The 22,620-nt window shown below is 62.0% G+C and carries 22 protein-coding genes and 1 tRNA gene; all 23 read left to right on the forward strand.

The window, feature by feature from the left end:
- Positions 1-186 precede the first annotated feature (186 nt).
- The 23 genes from rpsO to FAZ95_RS06080 all read left to right on the forward strand — a co-directional run bounded on the left by rpsO (position 187) and on the right by FAZ95_RS06080 (position 22,610).
- Positions 187-456: a 30S ribosomal protein S15 gene (rpsO, locus tag FAZ95_RS05970; protein WP_137331608.1), complete on the forward strand. Its 270-nt coding sequence runs from the start codon at positions 187-189 to the stop codon at positions 454-456.
- A gap of 324 nt (positions 457-780) precedes the next feature.
- A complete protein-coding gene (gene pnp / locus FAZ95_RS05975; protein WP_137331609.1) occupies positions 781-2,919 on the forward strand; it encodes a polyribonucleotide nucleotidyltransferase in 2,139 nt (712 codons plus the stop codon).
- A 146-nt stretch (positions 2,920-3,065) separates the two neighbouring features.
- On the forward strand, positions 3,066-4,082 hold the full coding sequence (locus FAZ95_RS05980; RefSeq protein ID WP_137331610.1) for an NAD(P)H-quinone oxidoreductase: 1,017 nt from the start codon (positions 3,066-3,068) through the stop codon (positions 4,080-4,082).
- 85 nt (positions 4,083-4,167) lie between these two features.
- Positions 4,168-4,950, forward strand: a complete 783-nt coding sequence (gene tpiA / locus FAZ95_RS05985) for a triose-phosphate isomerase (protein ID WP_137331611.1) — start codon at positions 4,168-4,170, stop codon at positions 4,948-4,950.
- A gap of 94 nt (positions 4,951-5,044) precedes the next feature.
- Positions 5,045-5,422, forward strand: a complete 378-nt coding sequence (gene secG / locus FAZ95_RS05990; RefSeq protein WP_137331612.1) for a preprotein translocase subunit SecG — start codon at positions 5,045-5,047, stop codon at positions 5,420-5,422.
- A 113-nt stretch (positions 5,423-5,535) separates the two neighbouring features.
- Positions 5,536-5,620: transfer RNA gene (locus tag FAZ95_RS05995), tRNA-Leu, on the forward strand.
- A 157-nt stretch (positions 5,621-5,777) separates the two neighbouring features.
- Complete coding sequence (locus tag FAZ95_RS06000) at positions 5,778-6,137, forward strand: NADH-quinone oxidoreductase subunit A (protein WP_137331613.1); 360 nt, start codon at positions 5,778-5,780, stop codon at positions 6,135-6,137.
- 62 nt (positions 6,138-6,199) lie between these two features.
- The gene (locus tag FAZ95_RS06005; RefSeq protein WP_006052903.1) at positions 6,200-6,679 is read left to right on the forward strand and encodes a NuoB/complex I 20 kDa subunit family protein; all 480 of its coding nucleotides are present in this window, start codon (positions 6,200-6,202) and stop codon (positions 6,677-6,679) included.
- A 22-nt stretch (positions 6,680-6,701) separates the two neighbouring features.
- A complete protein-coding gene (locus FAZ95_RS06010) occupies positions 6,702-7,304 on the forward strand; it encodes an NADH-quinone oxidoreductase subunit C (RefSeq protein WP_137331614.1) in 603 nt (200 codons plus the stop codon).
- Between the two features lie 9 nt (positions 7,305-7,313).
- Positions 7,314-8,567, forward strand: a complete 1,254-nt coding sequence (locus FAZ95_RS06015; protein WP_137331615.1) for an NADH-quinone oxidoreductase subunit D — start codon at positions 7,314-7,316, stop codon at positions 8,565-8,567.
- Between the two features lie 172 nt (positions 8,568-8,739).
- On the forward strand, positions 8,740-9,225 hold the full coding sequence (gene nuoE, locus FAZ95_RS06020; protein WP_137331616.1) for an NADH-quinone oxidoreductase subunit NuoE: 486 nt from the start codon (positions 8,740-8,742) through the stop codon (positions 9,223-9,225).
- Positions 9,222-10,550: an NADH-quinone oxidoreductase subunit NuoF gene (nuoF, locus tag FAZ95_RS06025; protein ID WP_137331617.1), complete on the forward strand. Its 1,329-nt coding sequence runs from the start codon at positions 9,222-9,224 to the stop codon at positions 10,548-10,550. The genes nuoE and nuoF overlap by 4 nt, the downstream gene beginning before the upstream one ends.
- A gap of 152 nt (positions 10,551-10,702) precedes the next feature.
- Complete coding sequence (nuoG, locus tag FAZ95_RS06030) at positions 10,703-13,042, forward strand: NADH-quinone oxidoreductase subunit NuoG (protein WP_137331618.1); 2,340 nt, start codon at positions 10,703-10,705, stop codon at positions 13,040-13,042.
- A complete protein-coding gene (gene nuoH, locus FAZ95_RS06035) occupies positions 13,043-14,107 on the forward strand; it encodes an NADH-quinone oxidoreductase subunit NuoH (RefSeq protein ID WP_137331619.1) in 1,065 nt (354 codons plus the stop codon).
- Between the two features lie 15 nt (positions 14,108-14,122).
- Positions 14,123-14,611 carry an NADH-quinone oxidoreductase subunit NuoI gene (nuoI, locus tag FAZ95_RS06040; protein WP_137331620.1) on the forward strand — a complete coding sequence of 163 codons (489 nt, stop codon included), beginning with the start codon at positions 14,123-14,125 and terminating at the stop codon, positions 14,609-14,611.
- Between the two features lie 201 nt (positions 14,612-14,812).
- Positions 14,813-15,499 carry an NADH-quinone oxidoreductase subunit J gene (locus tag FAZ95_RS06045; RefSeq protein WP_137331621.1) on the forward strand — a complete coding sequence of 229 codons (687 nt, stop codon included), beginning with the start codon at positions 14,813-14,815 and terminating at the stop codon, positions 15,497-15,499.
- A gap of 17 nt (positions 15,500-15,516) precedes the next feature.
- Positions 15,517-15,822, forward strand: a complete 306-nt coding sequence (gene nuoK, locus FAZ95_RS06050; RefSeq protein WP_006052894.1) for an NADH-quinone oxidoreductase subunit NuoK — start codon at positions 15,517-15,519, stop codon at positions 15,820-15,822.
- 17 nt (positions 15,823-15,839) lie between these two features.
- Complete coding sequence (gene nuoL / locus FAZ95_RS06055; protein WP_137331622.1) at positions 15,840-17,912, forward strand: NADH-quinone oxidoreductase subunit L; 2,073 nt, start codon at positions 15,840-15,842, stop codon at positions 17,910-17,912.
- Between the two features lie 14 nt (positions 17,913-17,926).
- The gene (locus FAZ95_RS06060; protein ID WP_137331623.1) at positions 17,927-19,420 is read left to right on the forward strand and encodes an NADH-quinone oxidoreductase subunit M; all 1,494 of its coding nucleotides are present in this window, start codon (positions 17,927-17,929) and stop codon (positions 19,418-19,420) included.
- A 25-nt stretch (positions 19,421-19,445) separates the two neighbouring features.
- Positions 19,446-20,924 carry an NADH-quinone oxidoreductase subunit NuoN gene (gene nuoN / locus FAZ95_RS06065; protein WP_137331624.1) on the forward strand — a complete coding sequence of 493 codons (1,479 nt, stop codon included), beginning with the start codon at positions 19,446-19,448 and terminating at the stop codon, positions 20,922-20,924.
- Complete coding sequence (locus FAZ95_RS06070; RefSeq protein ID WP_137331625.1) at positions 20,924-21,220, forward strand: DUF2818 family protein; 297 nt, start codon at positions 20,924-20,926, stop codon at positions 21,218-21,220. The genes nuoN and FAZ95_RS06070 overlap by 1 nt, the downstream gene beginning before the upstream one ends.
- A 36-nt stretch (positions 21,221-21,256) precedes the next feature.
- Positions 21,257-21,847 (forward strand): NUDIX domain-containing protein, encoded by a 591-nt coding sequence (locus FAZ95_RS06075; protein WP_137331626.1) that lies wholly within the window; start codon positions 21,257-21,259, stop codon positions 21,845-21,847.
- Between the two features lie 337 nt (positions 21,848-22,184).
- The gene (locus FAZ95_RS06080) at positions 22,185-22,610 is read left to right on the forward strand and encodes a DUF1178 family protein (RefSeq protein WP_137331627.1); all 426 of its coding nucleotides are present in this window, start codon (positions 22,185-22,187) and stop codon (positions 22,608-22,610) included.
- Positions 22,611-22,620 lie beyond the last annotated feature (10 nt).

Below are 22,620 nucleotides of genomic sequence, written 5' to 3' on the forward strand. Positions count from 1 at the left end.
GCAGATTCCACAGCCTTGCGGAGCGCCTTCCGAGGGCTTCGCGTCGCCCTCGGAAGGCGCTCCGAAACAGGCTCCTTACGGAACCGCTAGTCTCCGAATTCGGCTGTGCTACAATAAGCGTCTTGCTGTACCTCCACGGCACGGCCTTTCTTCCGTGACCGCCTGTCTAGTTATTAAGGAAATCAAATGTCTGTTGCTGATATCAAGAAGTCCGATGTTGTCGCGCAATTCGCGCGTGCTGCCAATGACACCGGCTCCCCTGAAGTGCAAGTCGCGCTGCTGACGACTCGCATCAACGAGTTGACCGCCCACTTCAAGTCCCACTCGAAGGACCATCACAGCCGCCGCGGGCTGCTGCGCATGGTGAGCCGCCGTCGCAAGCTGCTCGACTACCTGAAGGGCAAGGATGCCGACCGCTATCGTTCGCTGATCGAAAAGCTGGGTCTGCGCAAGTAATCGGACTATCGTCTCTTCAACAAGATGCCTGTGTCAGTCTGCTGATACAGGCATTTTGTTTTTGAATGGCGCGCTTCATGTGAAATGCGTCAAAGCGCCAGGCGCCGCGGCTAGGGACACAATGCGGCGCAGGGCTTGCAACACGGCTTGGCTTGGCGGGCAGAGCTTTGTGTCATTCCAGCGATTCACTCGCCGCGAGAAGCGGACCGCTGGAATGGCATAACACTCCTCTTCCCGTGCGGGCAACGGCCGTGACGTCGCCGCGCCATGACAGCAAGGCCGCGGCGAAACGATATCAATGAAACGAGCGAAAAGTGAGAAGGAGTGACTATGTTCAATAAAGTCGTCAAAGAGTTCCAGTGGGGACAACACAAGGTCCGGATGGAAACGGGCGAAATCGCTCGTCAGGCAAGCGGCGCGGTGATCGTCGATGTCGAAGACACCGTGGTGCTCGCGACCGTCGTCGGCGCGAAGTCGGCCAAGCCGGGTCAGGACTTTTTCCCGCTGACGGTCGATTACCTCGAGAAGACCTATTCCGCCGGTAAGATCCCCGGCGGCTTCTTCCGCCGCGAAGGCCGTCCGTCCGAGCATGAAACGCTGACGTCGCGCCTGATCGACCGTCCGCTGCGTCCGCTGTTCCCGGAAGGCTTCTATAACGAAGTGCAGGTCGTCGTGCACGTGATGTCGGTGAATCCGGAAGTCCCGGCCGACATCCCCGCGCTGATCGGCGCTTCGGCCGCCCTCGCGGTGTCGGGCCTGCCGTTCAACGGTCCCGTTGGCGCCGCGCGCGTTGCCTACATCAACAACGAGTACGTGCTGAACCCGACGCGCGCCCAAATCAAGGAATCGCGCCTCGACCTCGTCGTCGCCGGTACCGAGCGTGCCGTGCTGATGGTCGAATCGGAAGCCGACCAGCTGCCGGAAGACGTGATGCTGGGCGCCGTGGTGTTCGGCCACGAGCAGATGCAAACGGCAATCGACGCCATCCACGAGCTCGTGCGTGACGGCGGCAAGCCGGAATGGGACTGGCAGCCGGCGCCGAAGGACGAGGCGCTGATCTCGCGCGTGACGGCACTCGCGCAAGGCGATCTGCTCGCCGCGTATCAGATCCGCGACAAGCAAGCGCGTTCGACGAAGCTGAAGGAAGTCTACGCAGCGGTGTCGGCGAAGCTCGAAGAAGAAGCCGCAGCCGCAGGCACGACGGCGGCCGACAAGGCCACCGTCGGCAACGTCCTGTTCGACATCGAAGCGAAGATCGTCCGCAGCCAGATCCTGAACGGCGAGCCGCGCATTGATGGCCGCGACACGCGCACGGTGCGTCCGATCGAGATTCGCACCGGCGTGCTGCCGCGCACCCACGGTTCGGCGCTCTTCACGCGCGGCGAAACGCAGGCGCTCGTCGTCGCGACGCTCGGCACCAAGGGCGACGAACAGATCATCGACGCGCTCGAAGGCGAGTATCGCGACCGCTTCATGCTCCACTACAACATGCCTCCGTTCGCGACCGGCGAAACGGGCCGCGTCGGTTCGCCGAAGCGCCGTGAAATCGGTCACGGCCGTCTCGCGAAGCGCGCGCTCGTCGCGTGCCTGCCGAGCGCCGACGAATTCGGCTACTCGATCCGCGTCGTGTCGGAGATCACCGAGTCGAACGGTTCGTCGTCGATGGCTTCGGTCTGCGGCGGCTGTCTCGCGCTGATGGACGCCGGCGTGCCGATGAAGGCGCACGTCGCGGGCATCGCGATGGGCCTGATCCTCGAGGGCAACAAGTTCGCGGTGCTGACCGACATCCTCGGCGACGAAGATCACCTCGGCGACATGGACTTCAAGGTGGCCGGTACGGCAGAAGGCGTGACCGCGCTGCAGATGGACATCAAGATCCAGGGCATCACCAAGGAAATCATGCAGGTCGCGCTCGCGCAGGCGAAGGAAGGCCGCATGCACATTCTCGGCAAGATGACCTCCGCCGTGGCCGGCGCGAACACCGAGCTGTCGGAATTCGCACCGCGCATGATCACCATCAAGATCAACCCGGAAAAGATCCGCGACGTGATCGGCAAGGGTGGTTCGGTGATTCGCGCGCTGACCGAAGAAACGGGCACGACGATCGATATCTCCGACGACGGCGTCGTCACCATCGCGAGCACGAGCAGCGAAGGGATGGCCGAGGCGAAGAAGCGCATCGAGAACATCACGGCGGAAATCGAAGTCGGCCAGGTGTACGAAGGCACCGTGCTCAAGCTGCTCGAGTTCGGCGCGATCGTGAACATCCTGCCGGGCAAGGATGGTCTGCTGCACATCTCCGAGATCGTCAACGAGCGCATCAAGGACATCAACGACTACCTGAAGGAAGGCCAGCAGGTTAAAGTCAAGGTGATCCAGACGGACGAGAAGGGCCGTGTGCGTCTGTCCGCGAAGGCGCTGCTGAACGAAGCGGCACAGTCCGAATCGGCGCCGCAGCAGTAACGCGGTAGTGATTGGATGGCGGCCGGCTGCGCGCAAGCGCGCCGGCCGTTTTCTTGAAGCAGGGTGGTTGGCCTTGCGAGCCGCTTCGGCATCGAACGCATGCCAAAACGGCTCGCAAGGCCAACCCGACCTTGGAGGTGACGTAGATGAACGCGATCGAAATTACCGAATTTGGGGCGCCGGAAGTCCTGGTGCTCGGGGAGCGTCCGATGCCCGAGCCGAAGGCGGGCGAAGTGCTCATCAAGGTGGCGGCGTCGGGCATCAATCGGCCGGACGTGTTTCAGCGCAAGGGCGGTTATGCGCCGCCTCCAGGGGCGTCGGACTTGCCGGGATTGGAGGTGGCGGGCGAGATCGTCGGCGGGACGATCGACGAGAAGCGCAATCCGTTCGGCCTCAAGATCGGCGATCGCGTGTGCGCGCTCTTGGCGGGCGGAGGCTACGCCGAATATGCGAGCGCGCCGCTCGCACAGTGCTTGCCGGTGCCGAAGGGGCTGACCGATGTCGAAGCGGCGTCGCTGCCCGAGACGTTTTTCACGGTGTGGAGCAACGTCTTCGAGCGCGCGCAGCTGGGGCGCGGCGAAGGCGGCGAGAACGAAACGCTGCTCGTGCAGGGCGGATCGAGCGGCATCGGCGTGACGGCGATTCAGATTGCGCACGCGCTCGGGTTTCGCGTGTTCGCGACGGCGGGCTCCGCCGACAAATGCCGCGCGTGCGAGGCGCTTGGCGCGGATCGCGCGATCAACTACAAGTCGGAAGATTTTGTCGAGGTCGTGAAGTCGTTGACGAACGATCGCGGCGTCGACGTGATTCTCGACATGGTCGCGGGAAGCTACGTGCCGCGCGAATTGACGGCGCTCGCGGACGGCGGGCGGCTCGTGCTGATCGCGCTGCTCGGCGGCGCGAAGTCGGAGCTCAACTTCAACGAGATTTTGCGCCGGCGCCTGACGGTGACGGGCTCGACGCTGCGCCCGCGTTCCGTCGACTTCAAGGCGAAGATTGCCGCGCAATTGAAAGAGCACGTGTGGCCGCATCTCGAGGAAGGCCGCATCAAGCCGGTCATCTACCGCGTGTTCCCGGCTGCTCAAGCGGCGCAGGCACACGCGCTGATGGAGAGCAGCGAGCATATCGGGAAGATCGTGCTGGACTGGAATCTCCAAGGTTGACACGGTCGGTTTGACCCGCTCCGCCAGCACACAGTAAAATTGCGCGTTTTGCGTACGCCACGTGAAAGAGGGCCGGGACGAAACAATGTCGAGACAACAAGCGAAGCGGGTAGTCGGTAACTGGAAGATGCACGGGCGCCTTGCCGAGAATGCGGCGCTGCTGCAGTCGGTGGCGCAAGGTGCGGCTACGCTGCAAGGCGGTGTGCAAGTCGGCGTGTGCGTGCCGTCTCCCTATCTGGCGCAGGCGCAGACCTTGTTGAGCGGCACGCGAGTCGGCTATGGCGTGCAGGATGTTTCCGCTTACACGCACGGCGCCTATACCGGCGAAGTCGCGGCCGAAATGGCCGTGGAATTCGGCGCGACGCTCGCGATCGTCGGGCACTCGGAGCGCCGCGCCTATCACCGCGAGAGCGCCGAGGTCGTGGCAGCGAAAACGCAGCGTGCGTTGCACGCCCGTTTGACGCCGATCGTCTGTATCGGCGAAACGCTCGAGGAGCGCGAGGCCGGTACGACGGAGCAGGTGATCGGCGCACAGCTCGACGCGGTGCTCGCGGTGTTGTCGGTGGCGGAGTCGGCTCGCATCGTCGTCGCCTATGAGCCTGTCTGGGCAATCGGCACGGGCCGCAGCGCGACGGCGGAGCAGGCGCAGGAAGTCCATGCTTTCCTGCGTGGGCGTCTCGCGGCGAAGGGTGCCGCGGTGGCTGACGTGCCGCTTCTGTATGGCGGCAGCGTGAAGCCGGAAAACGCGGAAGAATTATTCCGCCAAAAGGACATCGACGGCGGCCTGATTGGCGGCGCGTCTTTGAAGAGCACGGATTTCCTCGCGATCTGCGAGGCAGCGCAAGCGGCTATCGCGGCTGCGCATTGAACAGAGCGCCGTCGCATTGCTGCGCCGGCGCGATTGCAGGACACACGTCTGACGCATTTGTGTCGGACGATTAACTCAAACTCGGGTGAGCGCAATGCTGTATTTGAAAACGTTGATCATCGTCGTCCAGTTGCTGTCGGCGCTTGGGGTCATCGGCCTCGTGCTGCTTCAGCACGGCAAGGGTGCCGATATGGGGGCTGCGTTCGGCAGCGGCGCGTCAGGCAGTTTGTTCGGTGCGACGGGTTCGGCGAACTTCTTGTCGCGTACGACGGGTGTTCTCGCGACGATCTTCTTCGTGACGACGCTGGCGCTGACCTACCTCGGTTCGTACAAGTCGAAGCCCTCGGCTGGCGTGCTCGGCGAAGTGCCGACGGCGCCCGTTGCGGCATCGGCTGCTTCGATTCCGGCCGCGGCTTCGCTGCCGGTTGCTGCGTCGCCGGCGTCGGCTCCTGGCCAAAACGTGCCGAAATAAAAATTTCGTTCAAAACGCATTTGTGCGTTGAACAATCTGTTTAGACAGGTTAGAATTTAAGTCTTGAAGCGATTCGCGGTTTAAATAAGTTGTTTTCCCGGATTGCAGGCAGTGCCGACGTGGTGAAATTGGTAGACACGCTATCTTGAGGGGGTAGTGGCGAAAGCTGTGCGAGTTCGAGTCTCGCCGTCGGCACCAAAGTTATCCAATGCCAGCCGCATGCATCGCTTCGGCTGGCATTGTCACTTCTGGCTCCAGCCTTGCGGCTTCCTTGCGATGCTGAGTTGGATGAAGTGATTTCCCGTTAGGGTGTACACTCCCGGCGGAATTCAGAACCAACTAATTGAGGACAGTCTTGAACCTCGCACCCTATTTCCCCGTTTTGTTGTTTCTCCTCGTGGGCACTGGTTTAGGCGTAGCGCTGGTCAGCATTGGTAAGATCCTCGGCCCCAATAAGCCCGACAATCAAAAGAACGCGCCGTACGAATGCGGCTTCGAAGCGTTCGAAGACGCGCGCATGAAGTTCGATGTGCGCTACTACCTCGTTGCAATCCTGTTCATCATTTTCGATCTTGAGACCGCGTTCCTGTTTCCGTGGGGTGTGGCCCTGCGCGACATCGGGTGGCCGGGCTTCGTGGCGATGATGATTTTTCTGCTCGAATTCCTGCTGGGCTTTGCCTATATCTGGAAGAAAGGCGGCCTCGACTGGGAGTGACGGGCTAATCGCCGGTTTGCGTGGGCGGCCACTCTCCGCCGCCCGTCTGGAGTGGAAAGCAAATGAGTATCGAAGGGGTCTTGAAGGAAGGGTTTGTCACCACGACGGCTGACAAGCTGATCAACTGGACGCGCACCGGCTCGCTATGGCCGATGACGTTCGGTCTCGCGTGTTGCGCGGTCGAGATGATGCATGCGGGCGCAGCCCGTTACGACCTTGACCGTTTCGGGGTCGTGTTCCGTCCCAGCCCGCGTCAGTCGGACGTGATGATCGTCGCCGGCACGCTGTGCAACAAGATGGCGCCGGCGCTGCGCAAGGTCTACGACCAGATGGCCGAGCCGCGCTGGGTGATCTCGATGGGCTCGTGCGCCAATGGCGGCGGCTACTATCACTATTCGTACTCGGTGGTGCGCGGTTGCGACCGGATCGTGCCGGTCGACGTCTACGTGCCGGGCTGCCCGCCGACGGCCGAGGCGCTTGTCTACGGTGTGATCCAGCTGCAAGCGAAGATCCGCCGCACCAACACCATCGCCCGTCAATAAGGCCTGAGCCTTCCCTCACAATATGGCAAGCAAACTCGAGACCCTCAAAGCGAACCTCGAGGCGGCTTTTGGCGGCCGCCTTGCGAGCATCACGGAATCGATCGGTGAACTGACGATCGTCGTGAAGGCAAGCGAATACCTCGAAATCGCGAAGCGTCTGCGCGACGACCGCACGCTCGGCTTCGAACAGCTGATCGATCTGTGCGGCGTCGACTATCAAACCTACGGCGATGGCGCCTATGACGGCCCGCGCTTCGCGGCGGTGCTGCATCTGCTGTCGATTTCGAACAACTGGCGTCTGCGCGTGCGCGTGTTCGCGCCGGACGACGAAGTGCCGATCGTCGCATCGGTCGTCGATATCTGGAATTCGGCGAACTGGTACGAGCGCGAAGCGTTCGACCTGTACGGCATCGTCTTCGAAGGCCACCCGGACCTGCGCCGCATCCTGACCGATTACGGCTTTATCGGCCATCCGTTCCGCAAGGATTTCCCGGTCTCCGGCTACGTCGAAATGCGTTACGACCCGGAAGAGAAGCGCGTTGTCTACCAGCCGGTGACGATCGAGCCGCGCGAAATCACGCCGCGCGTGATCCGCGAGGATCGCTATGGCGGTCTGAAACACTAAGAGGGCGCCATGGCAGAAATCAAAAACTACACGCTCAACTTCGGCCCGCAGCACCCGGCAGCGCACGGCGTGCTGCGCCTCGTGCTCGAACTCAACGGCGAAGTGATTCAACGTGCCGATCCGCACATCGGCCTTCTGCACCGCGCGACGGAAAAGCTCGCCGAAACCAAGACGTTCATTCAATCCGTGCCGTACATGGACCGTCTCGACTACGTGTCGATGATGGTGAACGAACACGGTTATGTACTCGCGATCGAAAAGCTGCTCGGCGTCGATGTGCCGATCCGCGCGCAATACATCCGCGTGCTGTTCGACGAAGTCACGCGCGTGCTGAACCACCTGATGTGGATCGGCGCGCACGCGCTCGACGTCGGCGCGATGGCGGTGTTTCTGTATGCGTTCCGTGAGCGTGAAGACCTGATGGACGTGTATGAAGCGGTGTCGGGCGCACGGATGCACGCGGCGTACTACCGTCCGGGTGGCGTCTATCGCGATCTGCCTGACGCGATGCCGCAATACAAGGCGTCCAAAATCCATAACGCGAAGGCGTTGTCGAGGATGAACGAAGCGCGCCAAGGGTCGCTGCTCGACTTCATCGACGACTTCTTCACGCGCTTCCCGACCTGCGTCGACGAATACGAAACGCTCCTGACCGACAACCGGATCTGGAAGCAGCGTCTCGTCGGCATCGGCGTGGTGAGCCCGGAGCGTGCGATGCAACTCGGCCTGACCGGCGCCATGCTGCGCGGCTCGGGCATCGAGTGGGATTTGCGCAAGAAGCAGCCTTATGAAGTGTACGATCGTCTCGATTTCGACATCCCTGTCGGCGTAAATGGCGATTGCTACGACCGTTATCTGGTGCGCGTCGAAGAAATGCGCCAGTCGACGCGTATTGCAAAACAATGTATTGAGTGGCTGCGGAAGAATCCTGGCCCGGTGATGACCGACAATCACAAGGTCGCGCCGCCGCATCGTGATGGCATGAAGACGAACATGGAGGATCTGATCCACCATTTCAAGCTCTTCACCGAAGGTTTCCATGTGCCGGAAGGCGAGGCATATGCCGCTGTCGAACATCCGAAGGGCGAGTTCGGCATCTATCTGATCTCGGACGGTGCGAACAAGCCGTATCGCCTGAAGATTCGCGCGCCGGGGTATGCGCACCTTTCCGCGCTCGACGAAATGGCGCGGGGCCACATGATCGCCGACGCTGTGACGATCATCGGTACGCAAGATATCGTGTTCGGGGAAGTCGACCGTTAAGCTGTCTCGCGATGCCGGCCGGCAACGGCGGGTGTCGCAGGCGGCAAGTCCGCTCGCGGGGCGACGCGAAGCTCGCGGCCCCGCCAGGAGCCAAGAGGAGCGCTAGGTCTGTCGCATGAATGGTCGGCGGCAGGTTTTCGTTCGGTAGGAATTGAAAGAGTCGTGTCTGAAAATGATCTCAGCTGAAGGCCTGAAAGAAATCGATCGTGCGATCGCGAAGTATCCCGCCGATCAGAAACAGTCCGCCGTGATGTCGGCGTTGGCCGTCGCTCAAGAAGAGCGCGGCTGGCTGTCGCCCGAAATCATGCAATACGTGGCGGACTATCTCGGCATGCCTGCGGTTGCCGTGCAGGAAGTCGCGACGTTCTACACGATGTATGAGACGGCGCCTGTCGGCAAATACAAGATCACGCTCTGCACGAATCTGCCGTGCCAGCTCGGCCCGGACGGCGGCTCGGACAGCGCTGCCGACTATCTGAAGAAGAGGCTCGGCATCGACTTCGGCGAAACCACGCCCGACGGCAAGTTCACCCTGAAAGAGGGCGAGTGCATGGGTTCGTGCGGCGACGCGCCGGTGCTGCTCGTGAACAACCATCGCATGTGCAGCTTCATGAGCCGCGAAAAGATCGACCAATTGCTGGAGGAACTTTCGAAATGACGTCTCTCCACGATCGTCACATCAAACCGCTGATTCTCGCCGGCCTGAACGGCGACAACTGGCACCTCGAAGACTACGTGGCGCGCGGCGGTTACGCCCAGCTGCGCCGTATTCTCGAAGAGAAGATTCCGCCCGAGCAGGTGATCGCCGACGTCAAGGCGTCGGGTCTGCGCGGCCGTGGCGGTGCGGGCTTCCCGACCGGCTTGAAGTGGAGCTTCATGCCGCGTCAGTTCCCGGGGCAGAAGTACCTCGTCTGCAATTCGGACGAAGGCGAACCGGGCACGTTCAAGGACCGCGACATCCTGCGCTGGAATCCGCATTCCCTGATCGAGGGCATGGCGATCGGCGCGTACGCGATGGGCATCACGGTCGGCTACAACTACATCCACGGCGAGATCTTCGAAACCTATAAGCGTTTCGAAGAGGCGCTCGAAGAAGCGCGCCGGGCGGGCTTCCTCGGCGACAACATCCTCGGCTCGGGTTTCTCGTTCGAGCTGCACGCGCACCACGGTTACGGCGCCTATATCTGCGGCGAAGAAACCGCGCTGCTCGAATCGCTCGAAGGCAAGAAGGGCCAGCCGCGCTTCAAGCCGCCGTTCCCGGCGAGCTTCGGCGTCTACGGCAAGCCGACCACGATCAACAACACCGAAACCTTCGCCGCCGTGCCGTTCCTGCTGGCGATCGGGCCGCAGGCGTATCTCGAGCTCGGCAAGCCGAACAACGGCGGCACGAAGATCTTCTCGGTGTCGGGCGACGTCGAGCGTCCGGGCAACTACGAAGTGCCGCTCGGCACGCCGTTCGCGACGCTCATGGAGCTCGCCGGCGGCATGCGCGGCGGCAAGAAGATCAAGGCCGTCATTCCTGGCGGCTCGTCGGCGCCGGTCGTGCCGGGCGACATCATGATGCAAACCGATCTCGACTACGATTCGATCGCCAAGGCCGGCTCGATGCTCGGTTCGGGCGCGGTGATCGTGATGGACGAAACGCGTTGCATGGTGCGCTCGCTGCTGCGTCTGTCGTACTTCTACTATGAAGAATCGTGCGGCCAGTGCACGCCGTGTCGTGAAGGCACCGGCTGGCTCTATCGCGTCGTGCATCGCATCGAGCACGGCCAGGGCCGCAAGGAAGACCTCGATCTGCTGAATTCGGTCGCGGAAAACATCATGGGCCGCACGATTTGCGCGCTCGGCGATGCAGCGGCAATGCCGGTGCGCGGGATGTTGAAGCACTACTGGGACGAATTCGCGTACCACGTGGAGCACAAGCATTGTCTCGTCGGCGGCCATGCGGGCGCTCCGGCATCGGCCGAAGCGGTGCTCGCGTAATACGCGGCGGCTTTAGGCGGTAGGCAGTAGGCGGTTCGAGCAGTACCCCACGCACGGAATTCATTGCGACATTGAATGGCTCGACGGCAATCCGCCGGGCCGGCATTGAGCGAATGATTGAGCGGTAAATAGGTTAAGGACCATTCACCATCATGGTTGAACTTGAAATAGACGGCAAGAAGGTCGAGGTAGCCGAAGGCAGCATGGTGATCCAGGCTGCGCATAAGGTCGACACGTACATTCCTCACTTCTGCTATCACAAGAAGCTCTCCATCGCGGCCAACTGCCGGATGTGTCTCGTCGATGTCGAGAAAATGCCGAAGGCCGTGCCCGCCTGTGCGACGCCGGTCTCGCAAGGCATGATCGTCCATACGAAGTCCGACAAGGCGGTGAAGGCTCAGCAATCGGTGATGGAATTCCTGCTGATCAATCACCCGCTCGATTGCCCGATCTGCGACCAAGGCGGCGAATGCCAGCTGCAGGATCTCGCGGTCGGCTACGGCAAGTCGTCGTCGCGCTACAACGAAGAGAAGCGCGTCGTGTTCCATAAGAATGTCGGTCCGCTCATCTCGATGGAAGAGATGACGCGCTGCATTCACTGCACGCGCTGTGTGCGCTTCGGCCAGGAAATCGCCGGCGTGATGGAGCTCGGCATGCTGGGCCGCGGCGAGCATTCCGAGATTACGTCGTTTGTCGGCAAGTCCGTCGACTCCGAGCTGTCGGGCAACATGATCGACCTGTGCCCGGTCGGCGCGCTCACGAGCAAGCCGTTCCGCTACAGCGCGCGTACGTGGGAACTGTCGCGCCGCAAGTCGGTGAGCCCGCATGATTCGGTCGGCGCGAATCTCGTCGTCCAAGTGAAGAACAACCGCGTGATGCGCGTGCTGCCGTTCGAGAACGAAGCGATCAACGAGTGCTGGATCTCGGATAAAGACCGCTTCTCGTATGAAGGCTTGAATAGCGAAGAGCGCCTCACGCAGCCGATGATCAAGCAAGGCGGCCAGTGGATCGAAACCGACTGGCAGACTGCGCTCGAATATGTCGCGAAGGGGATCAAGGGCATTACCGCGGACCACGGCGCGAAGGCGCTGGCGGCGCTCGCGAGCCCGCACAGCACGGTTGAAGAGCTGTTCCTCGTGAAGCAGCTCGCCGCTGCGATCGGTACGCCGAACGTCGACTTCCGTCTGCGTCAGGCCGATTTCTCGGCGACGTCGGAAGGCGCGCCGTGGCTCGGCGTGAAACTGGCCGATCTGTCGAAGGTCGATGCCGCGTTCGTGATCGGTTCGTTCCTGCGCCGCGATCATCCGCTCGTGGCCGCGCGCCTGCGTCAAGCGGCGAAGAGCGGCGCGAAGGTGCATTTCCTCAACGCGACCAGCGACGACGCGCTGATCCCGACCGCGAAGCGCATCGCCGCCGCGCCGTCGGCATGGCTCGACGAGCTCGCGGGCGTGGCTGCCGCTGTCGCGCAAGCGCGCGGCGTGGCGCTGCCCGAAGCATTCGGCTCGGCTCAAGCATCCGACGCCGCGAAGGAAGTCGCCGCTGCGCTCGCAGCCGGTGAACTGCGCGTTGTGCTGCTCGGCAACGGCGCTGTGCGCCACCCCGAGTTCGCACGCATTTACGCGGCGGCTCAATGGATTGCTGAAAACACGGGCGCTACGCTCGGCTTCGCGACCGAAGCGGCGAATACGGTCGGTGCTCATATCGCCGGTGCGCTGCCGGGCGAGGGCGGCTTGAACGCACGCGAAGTGTTCGAGCAGCCGCGCAAGGGCTACCTGCTGCTCAACGTCGAACCCGAGTTCGACACCGCGAATCCGGCGCAAGCGCTGGCGGCACTGAACCAGGCGGAAATGGTCGTGATGCTGTCGGCGTTCAAGCACGGCACCGACTACGCCGACGTGTTGCTGCCGATCGCTCCGTTCACGGAAACGGCCGGTGCGTTCGTCAACGCGGAAGGCACGGTGCAATCGTTCAACGGCGTCGTGCGTCCGCTCGGCGAAACGCGTCCCGCTTGGAAGGTGTTGCGTGTGCTCGGCAGCCTGCTCGGCTTGCCCGGCTTCCAATACGACACGGCGGAAGAAGTGCGCACGGCCGCGCTTGGCGAGGGTGAAATCGCCGCGCGCCTGTCGAACCGCACGAATGCCGCAGTCGCACGTGCGAACGGCGCCGCGCCGAAGGCCGCGGACGGCAAGTTCGAGCGCATCGCCGACGTGCCGATCTACCACGCCGACCCGCTCGTGCGCCGCGCGCCGTCGCTGCATCTGACGGCCGCTGCACGCGCCGCGAACGCGATCGGCCTGCCCGCCGCGCTGTTCGACAAGCTGGCGTTGAAGGATGGCGACGCGGTGCGCGTGCGTCAGGGCGACCGCGAGGTTCAAGCGCCGGCGGTGCGTGAGGCAAATCTTGCTGCAGACGTTGTCCGGGTATCGGCGGCTACGCCTGCCGGTGCTGCCTTGGGCAGCCTGTTCGGTGAACTGGTGGTGGAGAAGGCGTAAATGAGCTTGTTCGATACGATCAACTCGGGCGGCACTCAGCTTCTCGGCGTGGCATGGCCCACGGTGTGGGCGCTCATCCGGATCCTGGTGGTGTCCGTCGCGATCCTGCTGTGCGTGGCCTACTTGATTCTCTGGGAGCGCAAGCTCATCGGCTGGATGCACGTGCGTCTCGGTCCGAACCGCGTCGGCCCGGCCGGTTTGCTGCAGCCGATCGCCGACGTGCTGAAGCTGCTGTTGAAGGAAGTGATTCAGCCGACGGCCGCAAGCCGTTGGATCTACCTGATCGCACCAGTCATGGTCGTGGTTCCGGCGTTCGCGGTGTGGGCGGTGATCCCGTTCCAGGCGGGGGCGGTGCTCGGCGATATCAACGCGGGTCTGTTGTATGCGATCGCGATTTCGTCGGTCGGCGTGTACGGCGTGATTCTGGCGGGCTGGGCGTCGAACTCGAAGTATGCGTTCCTTGGCGCGATGCGCGCCGCGGCGCAGATGGTGTCGTACGAAATTTCGATGGGCTTCGCGCTCGTCGTCGTGCTGATGACCTCGGGCAGCCTGAACCTGTCGGATATCGTCACCTCGCAAGAGCGCGGTCTCTTCGCGAGCTACGGCTTGACGTTCCTGTCGTGGAACTGGCTGCCGCTGTTGCCGGTGTTCGTCATCTACTTCATCTCGGGCATCGCCGAAACGAACCGCCACCCGTTCGACGTGGTGGAAGGGGAGTCGGAAATCGTCGCGGGTCACATGATCGATTACTCGGGTATGGCGTTCGCGCTGTTCTTCCTCGCCGAGTACATCAACATGATCGTGATCTCGGCGCTGTGTGCCACGATGTTCCTCGGCGGCTGGAGCGCGCCGTTCGGTTTCCTGTCGTTCATCCCGGGCATCGTTTGGCTCGTGGTGAAGGTCTTCTTCTTGTTGTCGGTATTCATCTGGGCGCGCGCCACGTTCCCGCGTTACCGCTATGACCAAATCATGCGTCTCGGCTGGAAGGTGTTCCTGCCGGTGTGCGTGGTGTGGGTGATCGTGGTCGGGTTCTGGATCATGTCGCCGTTGAATATCTGGAAATAAAGGGCGGACGAGAACATGACCGCAATCCAAAACTTCTTCAAGACGTTCTTTCTGACCGAGCTGCTCAAGGGCTTGGCGCTGACCGGACGCTACGCGTTCAAGCGTAAGTTCACGGTGCAGTTCCCGGAAGAAAAGACGCCGATCTCGCCGCGCTTTCGCGGGCTGCACGCGCTGCGCCGCTACGAGAACGGCGAAGAGCGCTGCATCGCCTGCAAGCTGTGCGAAGCAGTGTGCCCGGCCATGGCGATCACGATCGAGTCGGAAACGCGCGCGGACAACACGCGCCGCACGACGCGCTACGACATCGACCTGACCAAGTGCATCTTCTGTGGTTTCTGCGAGGAAAGCTGCCCGGTCGATTCGATCGTCGAGACGCAGATTCTCGAGTACCACGGCGAGAAGCGGGGCGATCTGTACTTCACGAAGGAAATGCTGCTTGCAGTCGGCGATCGCTACGAAACGGAGATCGCGGCGGCCAAGGCAGCCGATGCGCCTTACCGTTGAACCGCGCGTCGGGACGCCTCGTTTAAACGCTTTAGCTTGACCGTTTTTGGTTTGATGCTGCCGGCTTGAAGGCCGTGCGCCGCGGGGCGATCTGTGTGTGCCGCGGCGCGGAAAATCGCCGTGCCCAATGTGGCATTGGGCGGATGCCTCGAGCCAAAGAACCACCATGCCTGACGATGGGCTAACGATGAACCGGTAATCATGGAATTCACGACCGTACTGTTCTACATCTTCGCTGCGCTCCTGACGGTGTCAGGGCTGAAGGTGATCACCTCGCGCAACCCGGTTGGGGCTGCGCTCTTCCTCGTGCTCGCGTTCTTCAACGCGGCGGCCATCTGGATGCTGCTGCAGGCCGAATTCCTCGCGATCCTGCTGGTGCTCGTCTACGTCGGCGCGGTGATGGTGCTGTTCCTGTTCGTCGTGATGATGCTGGACATCAATCTCGACATCCTGCGCAAGGATTTCCGGCGCTTCGTGCCGATGGCGACGTTGGTCGGCGCGATCATCGTGATCGAAACGGCGCTGATCCTGTGGCACGGCTACGGCGCGACGACCACGCCGGTGCACGACCTCGCGGCAAGCGTGGCCGGTGCGACGAGCGCGATGCCGAACACGCGCCTCATCGGCAAGGTCATCTACACCGACTACATCTTCGCGTTTGAAATCGCCGGTCTCGTGCTGCTCGTCGCGATCATCGCCGCCGTTGCGCTGACCGCGCGCCAAGGCAAGGACAGCAAGCGTCAGCGCGTGTCGCAACAGGTCAAGGTGCGTCGCGAAGACCGCGTGCGCCTCGTGAAGATGCCGGCGGAGAAGGTCTTGCCCGAAGCCGCTGCAAGCGAAGCCGCACCGGGCAACACCGGCGCCGGCACGGTCGGCAACAAGGCCTGAGCGCACTGGAGAAAAACATGTTGACCCTTGCTCATTACCTCGTGCTCGGTGCGATCCTGTTTGCGATCAGCATCGTCGGTATTTTCCTGAACCGCCGCAACGTCATCATCATCCTGATGGCGATCGAATTGATGCTGCTGGCGGTGAACACCAATTTCGTCGCGTTCTCGCATTACCTCGGCGATGTGCACGGCCAGATCTTCGTGTTCTTCGTGCTCACGGTGGCCGCGGCTGAAGCTGCGATCGGCCTCGCGATTCTGGTGACTCTGTTCCGTAGTCTCGACACGATCAACGTCGAAGACCTCGATCAGCTCAAAGGTTAAATTCAGGCACCGCTGTTATGTCAACGACACTTAATGAAAACCTGCTGCTGGCGGTTCCGCTCGCACCGCTCGCCGGCTCGCTGATTGCGGGGCTGTTCGGCAAGACGGTAGGGCGCAAGGGAAGCCACCGGGTCACGATCCTGGGCGTGTTCATTTCGTTCATCCTGTCGGCGATGGTGTTCGTCGACGTGTTGAACGGCGCGAGCTTCAACGCGACGGTCTACGAATGGATGAACGTCGGCTCGGTGAAGCTCGAAGTCGGCTTCCTGGTCGACACGCTGACTGCGATGATGATGTGCGTCGTGACCTTCGTGTCGCTGATGGTGCACATCTACACGATCGGCTACATGGCCGAAGACGACGGCTACGAGCGCTTCTTCTCGTACATCTCGCTCTTCACGTTCTCGATGCTGATGCTCGTGATGAGCAACAACTTCCTGCAGCTGTTCTTCGGCTGGGAAGCGGTGGGCCTCGTGTCGTACCTGCTGATTGGCTTCTACTTCACGCGTGAAAGCGCGATCTACGCGAACATGAAGGCGTTCCTCGTGAACCGCGTCGGCGACTTCGGCTTCCTGCTCGGCATCGGCTTGATCTTTGCGTACGGCGGTTCGCTGAACTACACGGACGTGTTCGCGAAGAGCCATGACTTGGCGGCGCTGTCGTTCCCGGGTACGAGCTGGGGCCTCCTGACGGTTGCCTGCATCTGCTTGTTCATCGGTGCGATGGGTAAGTCGGCACAATTCCCGCTGCACGTGTGGCTGCCCGACTCGATGGAAGGCCCGACGCCGATCTCCGCGCTGATTCACGCGGCGACCATGGTGACGGCCGGCATCTTCATGGTGACGCGCATGTCGCCGCTGTTCGAGCTGTCGGATACGGCACTGTCGTTCATTATGGTGATCGGCGCCATAACCGCGCTCTTCATGGGCTTCCTCGGCATCGTCCAGAACGACATCAAGCGCGTCGTTGCCTATTCGACGCTCTCCCAGCTCGGCTACATGACCGTTGCGCTTGGAGCGTCGGCCTACTCGGTCGCCGTGTTCCACCTGATGACGCACGCGTTCTTCAAGGCACTGCTGTTCCTCGGCGCGGGCTCGGTCATCATCGGCATGCACCACGATCAAGACATGCGCAACATGGGCGGTCTGCGCAAGTACATGCCGATCACCTGGATCACGTCGCTGGTGGGGTCGCTCGCGCTGATCGGCACGCCGTTCTTCGCAGGCTTCTATTCGAAGGACTCGATCATCGATGCGGTGAAGCTCTCGCATCTGCCGGGTGCGGGCTTCGCGTACTTCGCGGTCGTGGCGAGCGTGTTCGTCACCGCGCTGTATTCGTTCCGTATGTACTTCATGGTGTTCCACGGCGAAGAGCGCTTCCGCGGTCCGAAGCACCCTGACTCGCCGCTGGGCGCGGAAGCGGCGTTGCACGCGGCGCACAGCCATGGTCACGACGACCACGGCCATGGCCACGGTCACGACGATCACGCACACGAGCCGCATGAGACGCCGTGGGTCGTGTGGGTGCCGCTGGTGCTGCTCGCGATTCCGTCGGTGGTGATCGGTGCAATCGCAATCGGTCCGATGCTGTTCGGCGACTTCTTCCAGCACGGCGTGGCGTTCAGCCAGGTGATCTTCATCGGCGAGAACCATCCGGCGCTGCACGAGATGGCCGACGAGTTCCAAGGCTGGGCCGCGATGGGCCTGCACTCGGTGTCGGGCCTGCCGGTATGGCTCGCGCTCGCAGGCGTGGTCACGGCATGGTTCCTGTATCTGAAGCGTCCTGATCTGCCGGCGGTGATGCGCCGCGCGTTCGGCCCGATCTACACGCTGCTCGATAACAAGTACTACATGGACAAGATCAACGACCTCGTGTTTGCCAAGGGTGCTGTGGCGATCGGCCGTGGCCTCTGGAAAGAGGGCGATGTCGTGGTCATCGACGGTATCGTCAACGGAAGTGCGCGCTTCATCGGCTGGTTCGCGAGCGTGATCCGCTTCCTCCAATCCGGTTACATCTATCACTACGCGTTCGCCATGATTATCGGCATGTTGGGGCTCCTGACCCTGTTTGTAACGCTCGGCGGCAAATAAGGCGGGGGATACTTATGCACTCTTTTCCGATTCTCAGTGTCGCGATTTGGTTGCCGATCGTTTTCGGCCTCGCTGTTCTCGCTATCGGTTCCGATAGGAACCCCGGACCGGCGCGCTGGCTTGCGCTGATCGGTTCGATCCTCGGCCTGCTTGTCACGTTGCCGCTCATCACCGGCTTCGACTCGAGCACGGCCGCGCTGCAGTTCGTCGAGCAGGCGAACTGGATCGAACGCTTCCATATCACGTACCACCTCGGTGTCGACGGCATCTCGATGTGGTTCGTGGTGCTGACCGCGCTGATCACGGTAATCGTCGTGATTGCCGGCTGGGAAGTGATCACCGAACACGTGTCGCAGTACCTCGCCGCATTCCTGATCCTCTCGGGGATCATGGTCGGCGTGTTCTCGGCGGCTGACGGCATGCTGTTCTACGTGTTCTTCGAAGCCACCCTGATCCCGATGTACCTCATCATCGGCGTGTGGGGCGGCGCGAACCGCATCTACGCGGCGTTCAAGTTCTTCCTCTATACGCTGGCCGGCTCGCTGCTGATGCTGGTCGCGCTGATCTACCTGTACGTGCAGACCGGCACCTTCGATCTCGGAGCATGGCAGCAGGCGCAAATCGCGATGACGCCGCAGGTGTTGCTGTTTATCGCGTTCTTCCTCGCGTTCGCGGTGAAGGTGCCGATGTGGCCGGTGCACACGTGGTTGCCGGACGCGCACGTGGAAGCGCCGACGGGCGGCTCGGTCGTGCTGGCGGCGATCATGCTGAAGCTCGGCGCGTACGGTTTCCTGCGCTTCTCGCTGCCGGTCACGCCTGACGCAAGCCACGCGCTGGCGCCGATCGTCATCGCGCTGTCGCTGATCGCGGTGATCTACATCGGCCTCGTCGCGATGGTGCAGGCCGACATGAAGAAGCTGGTCGCGTATTCGTCGATTGCGCACATGGGCTTCGTCACGCTCGGTTTCTTCATCTTCAACCAGATGGGCGTCGAAGGCGCGATCGTGCAGATGATCTCGCACGGCTTCGTGTCGGGCGCGATGTTCCTTTGCATCGGCGTGTTGTACGACCGCATGCACTCGCGTCAGATCGCCGACTACGGCGGCGTGGTCAACGTGATGCCGAAGTTCGCGACGTTCGTGATGCTGTTCGCGATGGCGAACTGCGGCCTGCCGGGTACCTCCGGTTTCGTCGGCGAGTTCATGGTGATCCTGGCGTCGGTCGGCTACAACTTCTGGATCGCGTTCGGCGCCGCGTTCACGCTGATTCTCGGCGCGGCCTACACGCTGTGGATGTACAAGCGCGTGTACTTCGGCAAGGTGACGAACGACCACGTGGCGAAGCTCACGGATATCAATCGCCGCGAGTTCTTCATCCTGGGCGTGCTGGCGGCGCTGACGCTGTTCATGGGCCTGTATCCGAAGCCCTTCACCGATGTGATGCACGTCTCCGTGGAAAATCTCCTCGCCCACGTCGCGCAGTCGAAGCTGCCGCCGTTGTCGCAGTAAGAGAGAGCAGAGGAACTTAAAGATCATGCAAAACGCTTCTATGTCTGCTCTGGGTCCAGATGCGCTGATCATGGCCGCGATCGTCGTGGCCTGGCTGAACGACACGTTCGTCGGCGCCTCCGGCCGTCGCTTGACGTATTTGATCGCGCTCGTGTCGTCGGTGATCGCCGGCATCTGGTTCGCGGCGCTTTCTTTCGACACGCAGACGCTGTATTTCTATTCGCGGATGTACGTGGTCGATTCGTTCGCGAGCGCGATGAAGGCGGTGGTGTCGCTCGGTTTCGCGGTGACACTCATCTACTCGCGCAAGTATCTCGAGGATCGGGGTCTGTTCCGCGGCGACTTCGTCCTGCTCGGGATGTTCTCGCTGCTTGGCCAGCTCGTGATGATCTCGGGCAACAACTTCCTGACGCTGTACCTCGGCCTCGAACTGATGTCGCTGTCGCTGTATGCGGCGATCGCGCTGCGTCGCGATGCGTCGCAGTCGAACGAAGCAGCGATGAAGTACTACGTGCTCGGCGCGCTGGCTTCCGGTTTCCTGCTGTACGGCATCTCGATGCTGTACGGCGCGACCGGTTCGCTCGACCTGAAGGAAGTGCTGACGGCAGTGGCTTCGGGCCGTATCAACGACGTCGTGCTGCTGTTCGGCGTGATCTTCATCGTTGCCGGTATCGCGTTCAAGATGGGCGCCGTGCCGTTCCACATGTGGGTGCCGGACGTCTACCACGGCGCGCCTACGGCGATGACGCTGCTCGTCGGCGGCGGACCGAAGGTCGCGGCGTTCGCGTGGGGCTTGCGCTTCCTCGTGATGGGTCTGCTGCCGCTCGCAGTCGATTGGCAGCAAATGCTCGTGATTATGGCGGCGCTTTCGATGATCGTCGGCAACATCACCGGTATCGTCCAGCGCAACGTCAAGCGGATGCTTGCTTACTCGGCGATCTCGAACATGGGCTTCGTGCTGCTCGGCCTGCTCGCGGGCGTGGTCGACGGCAAGACCGGCGGCATGGCCGGCGCGTACGGTTCGGCGATGTTCTACAGCATCGTTTACCTGATCACGACGCTCGGTTCGTTCGGCGTGGTGATGCTGCTCGCGCGCCGCGAGTTCGAAGCCGATTCGCTCGACGACTTCAAGGGCTTGAACAAGCGCAGCCCGGTGTTCGCGTTCGTGATGATGGTGATGATGTTCTCGCTGGCCGGCATTCCGCCGACCGTCGGCTTCTACGCGAAGCTCGCCGTGCTGCAATCGGCGATGAACGCCGGCCTCACGTGGCTGTCGGTGCTGGCCGTGGTGACGTCGCTGTTTGGCGCGTTCTACTACCTGCGTATCGTCAAGCTGATGTACTTCGATGCACCGCAAGACACGACGCCGATCGCAGGCGATACGTGCAAGCGGGTCGTGCTCGCACTGAACGGTGTCGCCGTGCTCGTGCTCGGCATCATCCCGGGCCCGCTCATGACCGTCTGCTTGAACGCGATCACGCATACGCTGCCCGTGGCGCTGTAATGTCGGCAGCAGGCTGGTTCATCGTTCTGTTGGCGCTCGTGGGCGCCAACTTGCCGTTTCTGAATCAGAAGCTCTTTGCCGTCGTGCCGCTCAAGGCGACGAAAAAGAGCGCCTGGATTCGCATCGGCGAAATGATCGTGCTGTATTTTCTGGTCGGCGCGCTCGGCTTCATGCTCGAAGCGCGCGCCGGCAACCGCTTCGACCAGGGCTGGCAGTTTTACGCGATCACGTTCAGCCTGTTCGTCGTTTTCGCGTTTCCCGGCTTCACTTTTCAATATCTCGTCAAACGCCGCTGATGGCTCCGTGCCATCGCGCGTCCTTGAGGATGCACCATGGCTGAACTGCCCAATCACGATGCCGCGCTCACCGAGACGTGCGTCGAAAGCAACACGATCCACGCAGGCTCCTTCCTGACGCTCAAGCGCGACACGGTTCGCTTGCCGGACGGCAAGCACGCGACGCGCGAATACGTCCAGCATCCGGGCGCGGTGATGGTGATCCCGCTCTTCGACGATGGCCGCGTGCTGATGGAAAGCCAATATCGCTATCCGATCGGTAAGGTGATGACCGAGTATCCGGCGGGAAAGCTCGATCCGAACGAAGGTGCGCTGGCCTGTGCGAAGCGCGAGTTGCGCGAGGAGACCGGCTATACGGCGCGCGAGTACGTGTATTTGACGCGCATTCACCCGATCATTTCGTACTCGACCGAATTCATCGATATCTTTCTTGCGCGTGGCCTGACAGCGGGCGAGCGCAAGCTCGACGACGGCGAGTTTCTCGAGACGTTCACCGTCGATCTCGCGCACGTGATGGAGTGGGTGCGCACCGGCAAGATCACCGACGTGAAAACGATCATCGGCACGTTCTGGCTCGAGAAGGCGCTCTCCGGCACGTGGCCGCTTGGGGACGCGCAGCCGGGCTGAGTACGGCTGGCTAGCGCGAGGGTTGTCCGTTGGCGGCAACAAATTAGCGCGGCAACAAGAGACGGCGGCTGATGCCGCCGTTTTTTATTGGCGTCGAAGCTCGTCCGCTTGTGCGCGTAGCCCCAGAACCGCACCATCCGGACCGACTTTCGCCGCGGCTGTCATCGTGCCGTCACCTTCGGCGCGATCTCGCGCGAAGCGCTAAAATCGCCCACGCACGTCGATTTTCTCTACGCGTTCAGCGTCCGGCAGTCCTCGTCGCGATCTCCCGTTAAATTTACGAACGATCGTTCACAAATTTTGATTTTGCGCTACACTCGTGCGCAAGCCCTGACTCATGAAGGTTCTCGACTTACAGTGTCCGCATGGCCATCGGTTCGAAGGCTGGTTTGCTTCCGCCGATGACTTCGAATCGCAGTTGTCCCGCAAGCTCGTCGAATGTCCGATCTGCGGTGCGACCGAAGTGAGCCGCATGCCGTCCGCGCCCCGTCTCAATCTGTCGGGTGCGAGCGACGCGCAGCCCGCGATGGATACGGCTGAATGGCAGGCCCGCGCGATGCGTGCATTGCGCGAGGTGCTCGAGAAAACCGAAAACGTGGGCGAGCGCTTTGCCGAGGAAGCGCGGCGCATTCACTACAATGAAGCGCCCGCGCGCAGCATTCGCGGCGTCACGACGCCGGAGGATGCGAAAGCCTTGGTCGAAGAGGGCATCGACGTGATGCCGCTGCCGATCCCGACCGCACTCAAAGAGTCGCTGCAATAGCGCAGCGTCA

Origin of the sequence: Trinickia violacea (assembly GCF_005280735.1) — a bacterium.
Taxonomy (GTDB): domain Bacteria; phylum Pseudomonadota; class Gammaproteobacteria; order Burkholderiales; family Burkholderiaceae; genus Trinickia_A; species Trinickia_A violacea.

What these genes read in the sequence shown, in the direction of transcription:
- rpsO (WP_137331608.1), top strand. Translation starts at nt 187, where the DNA reads ATGTCTGTTGCTGATATCAAGAAGTCCGATGTTGTCGCGCAATTCGCG.
- FAZ95_RS05980 (WP_137331610.1), top strand. Translation starts at nt 3,066, where the DNA reads ATGAACGCGATCGAAATTACCGAATTTGGGGCGCCGGAAGTCCTGGTG.
- tpiA (WP_137331611.1), top strand. Translation starts at nt 4,168, where the DNA reads ATGTCGAGACAACAAGCGAAGCGGGTAGTCGGTAACTGGAAGATGCAC.
- secG (WP_137331612.1), top strand. Translation starts at nt 5,045, where the DNA reads ATGCTGTATTTGAAAACGTTGATCATCGTCGTCCAGTTGCTGTCGGCG.
- FAZ95_RS06005 (WP_006052903.1), top strand. Translation starts at nt 6,200, where the DNA reads ATGAGTATCGAAGGGGTCTTGAAGGAAGGGTTTGTCACCACGACGGCT.
- FAZ95_RS06010 (WP_137331614.1), top strand. Translation starts at nt 6,702, where the DNA reads ATGGCAAGCAAACTCGAGACCCTCAAAGCGAACCTCGAGGCGGCTTTT.
- FAZ95_RS06015 (WP_137331615.1), top strand. Translation starts at nt 7,314, where the DNA reads ATGGCAGAAATCAAAAACTACACGCTCAACTTCGGCCCGCAGCACCCG.
- nuoE (WP_137331616.1), top strand. Translation starts at nt 8,740, where the DNA reads ATGATCTCAGCTGAAGGCCTGAAAGAAATCGATCGTGCGATCGCGAAG.
- nuoF (WP_137331617.1), top strand. Translation starts at nt 9,222, where the DNA reads ATGACGTCTCTCCACGATCGTCACATCAAACCGCTGATTCTCGCCGGC.
- nuoG (WP_137331618.1), top strand. Translation starts at nt 10,703, where the DNA reads ATGGTTGAACTTGAAATAGACGGCAAGAAGGTCGAGGTAGCCGAAGGC.
- nuoH (WP_137331619.1), top strand. Translation starts at nt 13,043, where the DNA reads ATGAGCTTGTTCGATACGATCAACTCGGGCGGCACTCAGCTTCTCGGC.
- nuoI (WP_137331620.1), top strand. Translation starts at nt 14,123, where the DNA reads ATGACCGCAATCCAAAACTTCTTCAAGACGTTCTTTCTGACCGAGCTG.
- FAZ95_RS06045 (WP_137331621.1), top strand. Translation starts at nt 14,813, where the DNA reads ATGGAATTCACGACCGTACTGTTCTACATCTTCGCTGCGCTCCTGACG.
- nuoK (WP_006052894.1), top strand. Translation starts at nt 15,517, where the DNA reads ATGTTGACCCTTGCTCATTACCTCGTGCTCGGTGCGATCCTGTTTGCG.
- nuoL (WP_137331622.1), top strand. Translation starts at nt 15,840, where the DNA reads ATGTCAACGACACTTAATGAAAACCTGCTGCTGGCGGTTCCGCTCGCA.
- FAZ95_RS06060 (WP_137331623.1), top strand. Translation starts at nt 17,927, where the DNA reads ATGCACTCTTTTCCGATTCTCAGTGTCGCGATTTGGTTGCCGATCGTT.
- nuoN (WP_137331624.1), top strand. Translation starts at nt 19,446, where the DNA reads ATGCAAAACGCTTCTATGTCTGCTCTGGGTCCAGATGCGCTGATCATG.
- FAZ95_RS06070 (WP_137331625.1), top strand. Translation starts at nt 20,924, where the DNA reads ATGTCGGCAGCAGGCTGGTTCATCGTTCTGTTGGCGCTCGTGGGCGCC.
- FAZ95_RS06075 (WP_137331626.1), top strand. Translation starts at nt 21,257, where the DNA reads ATGGCTGAACTGCCCAATCACGATGCCGCGCTCACCGAGACGTGCGTC.
- FAZ95_RS06080 (WP_137331627.1), top strand. Translation starts at nt 22,185, where the DNA reads ATGAAGGTTCTCGACTTACAGTGTCCGCATGGCCATCGGTTCGAAGGC.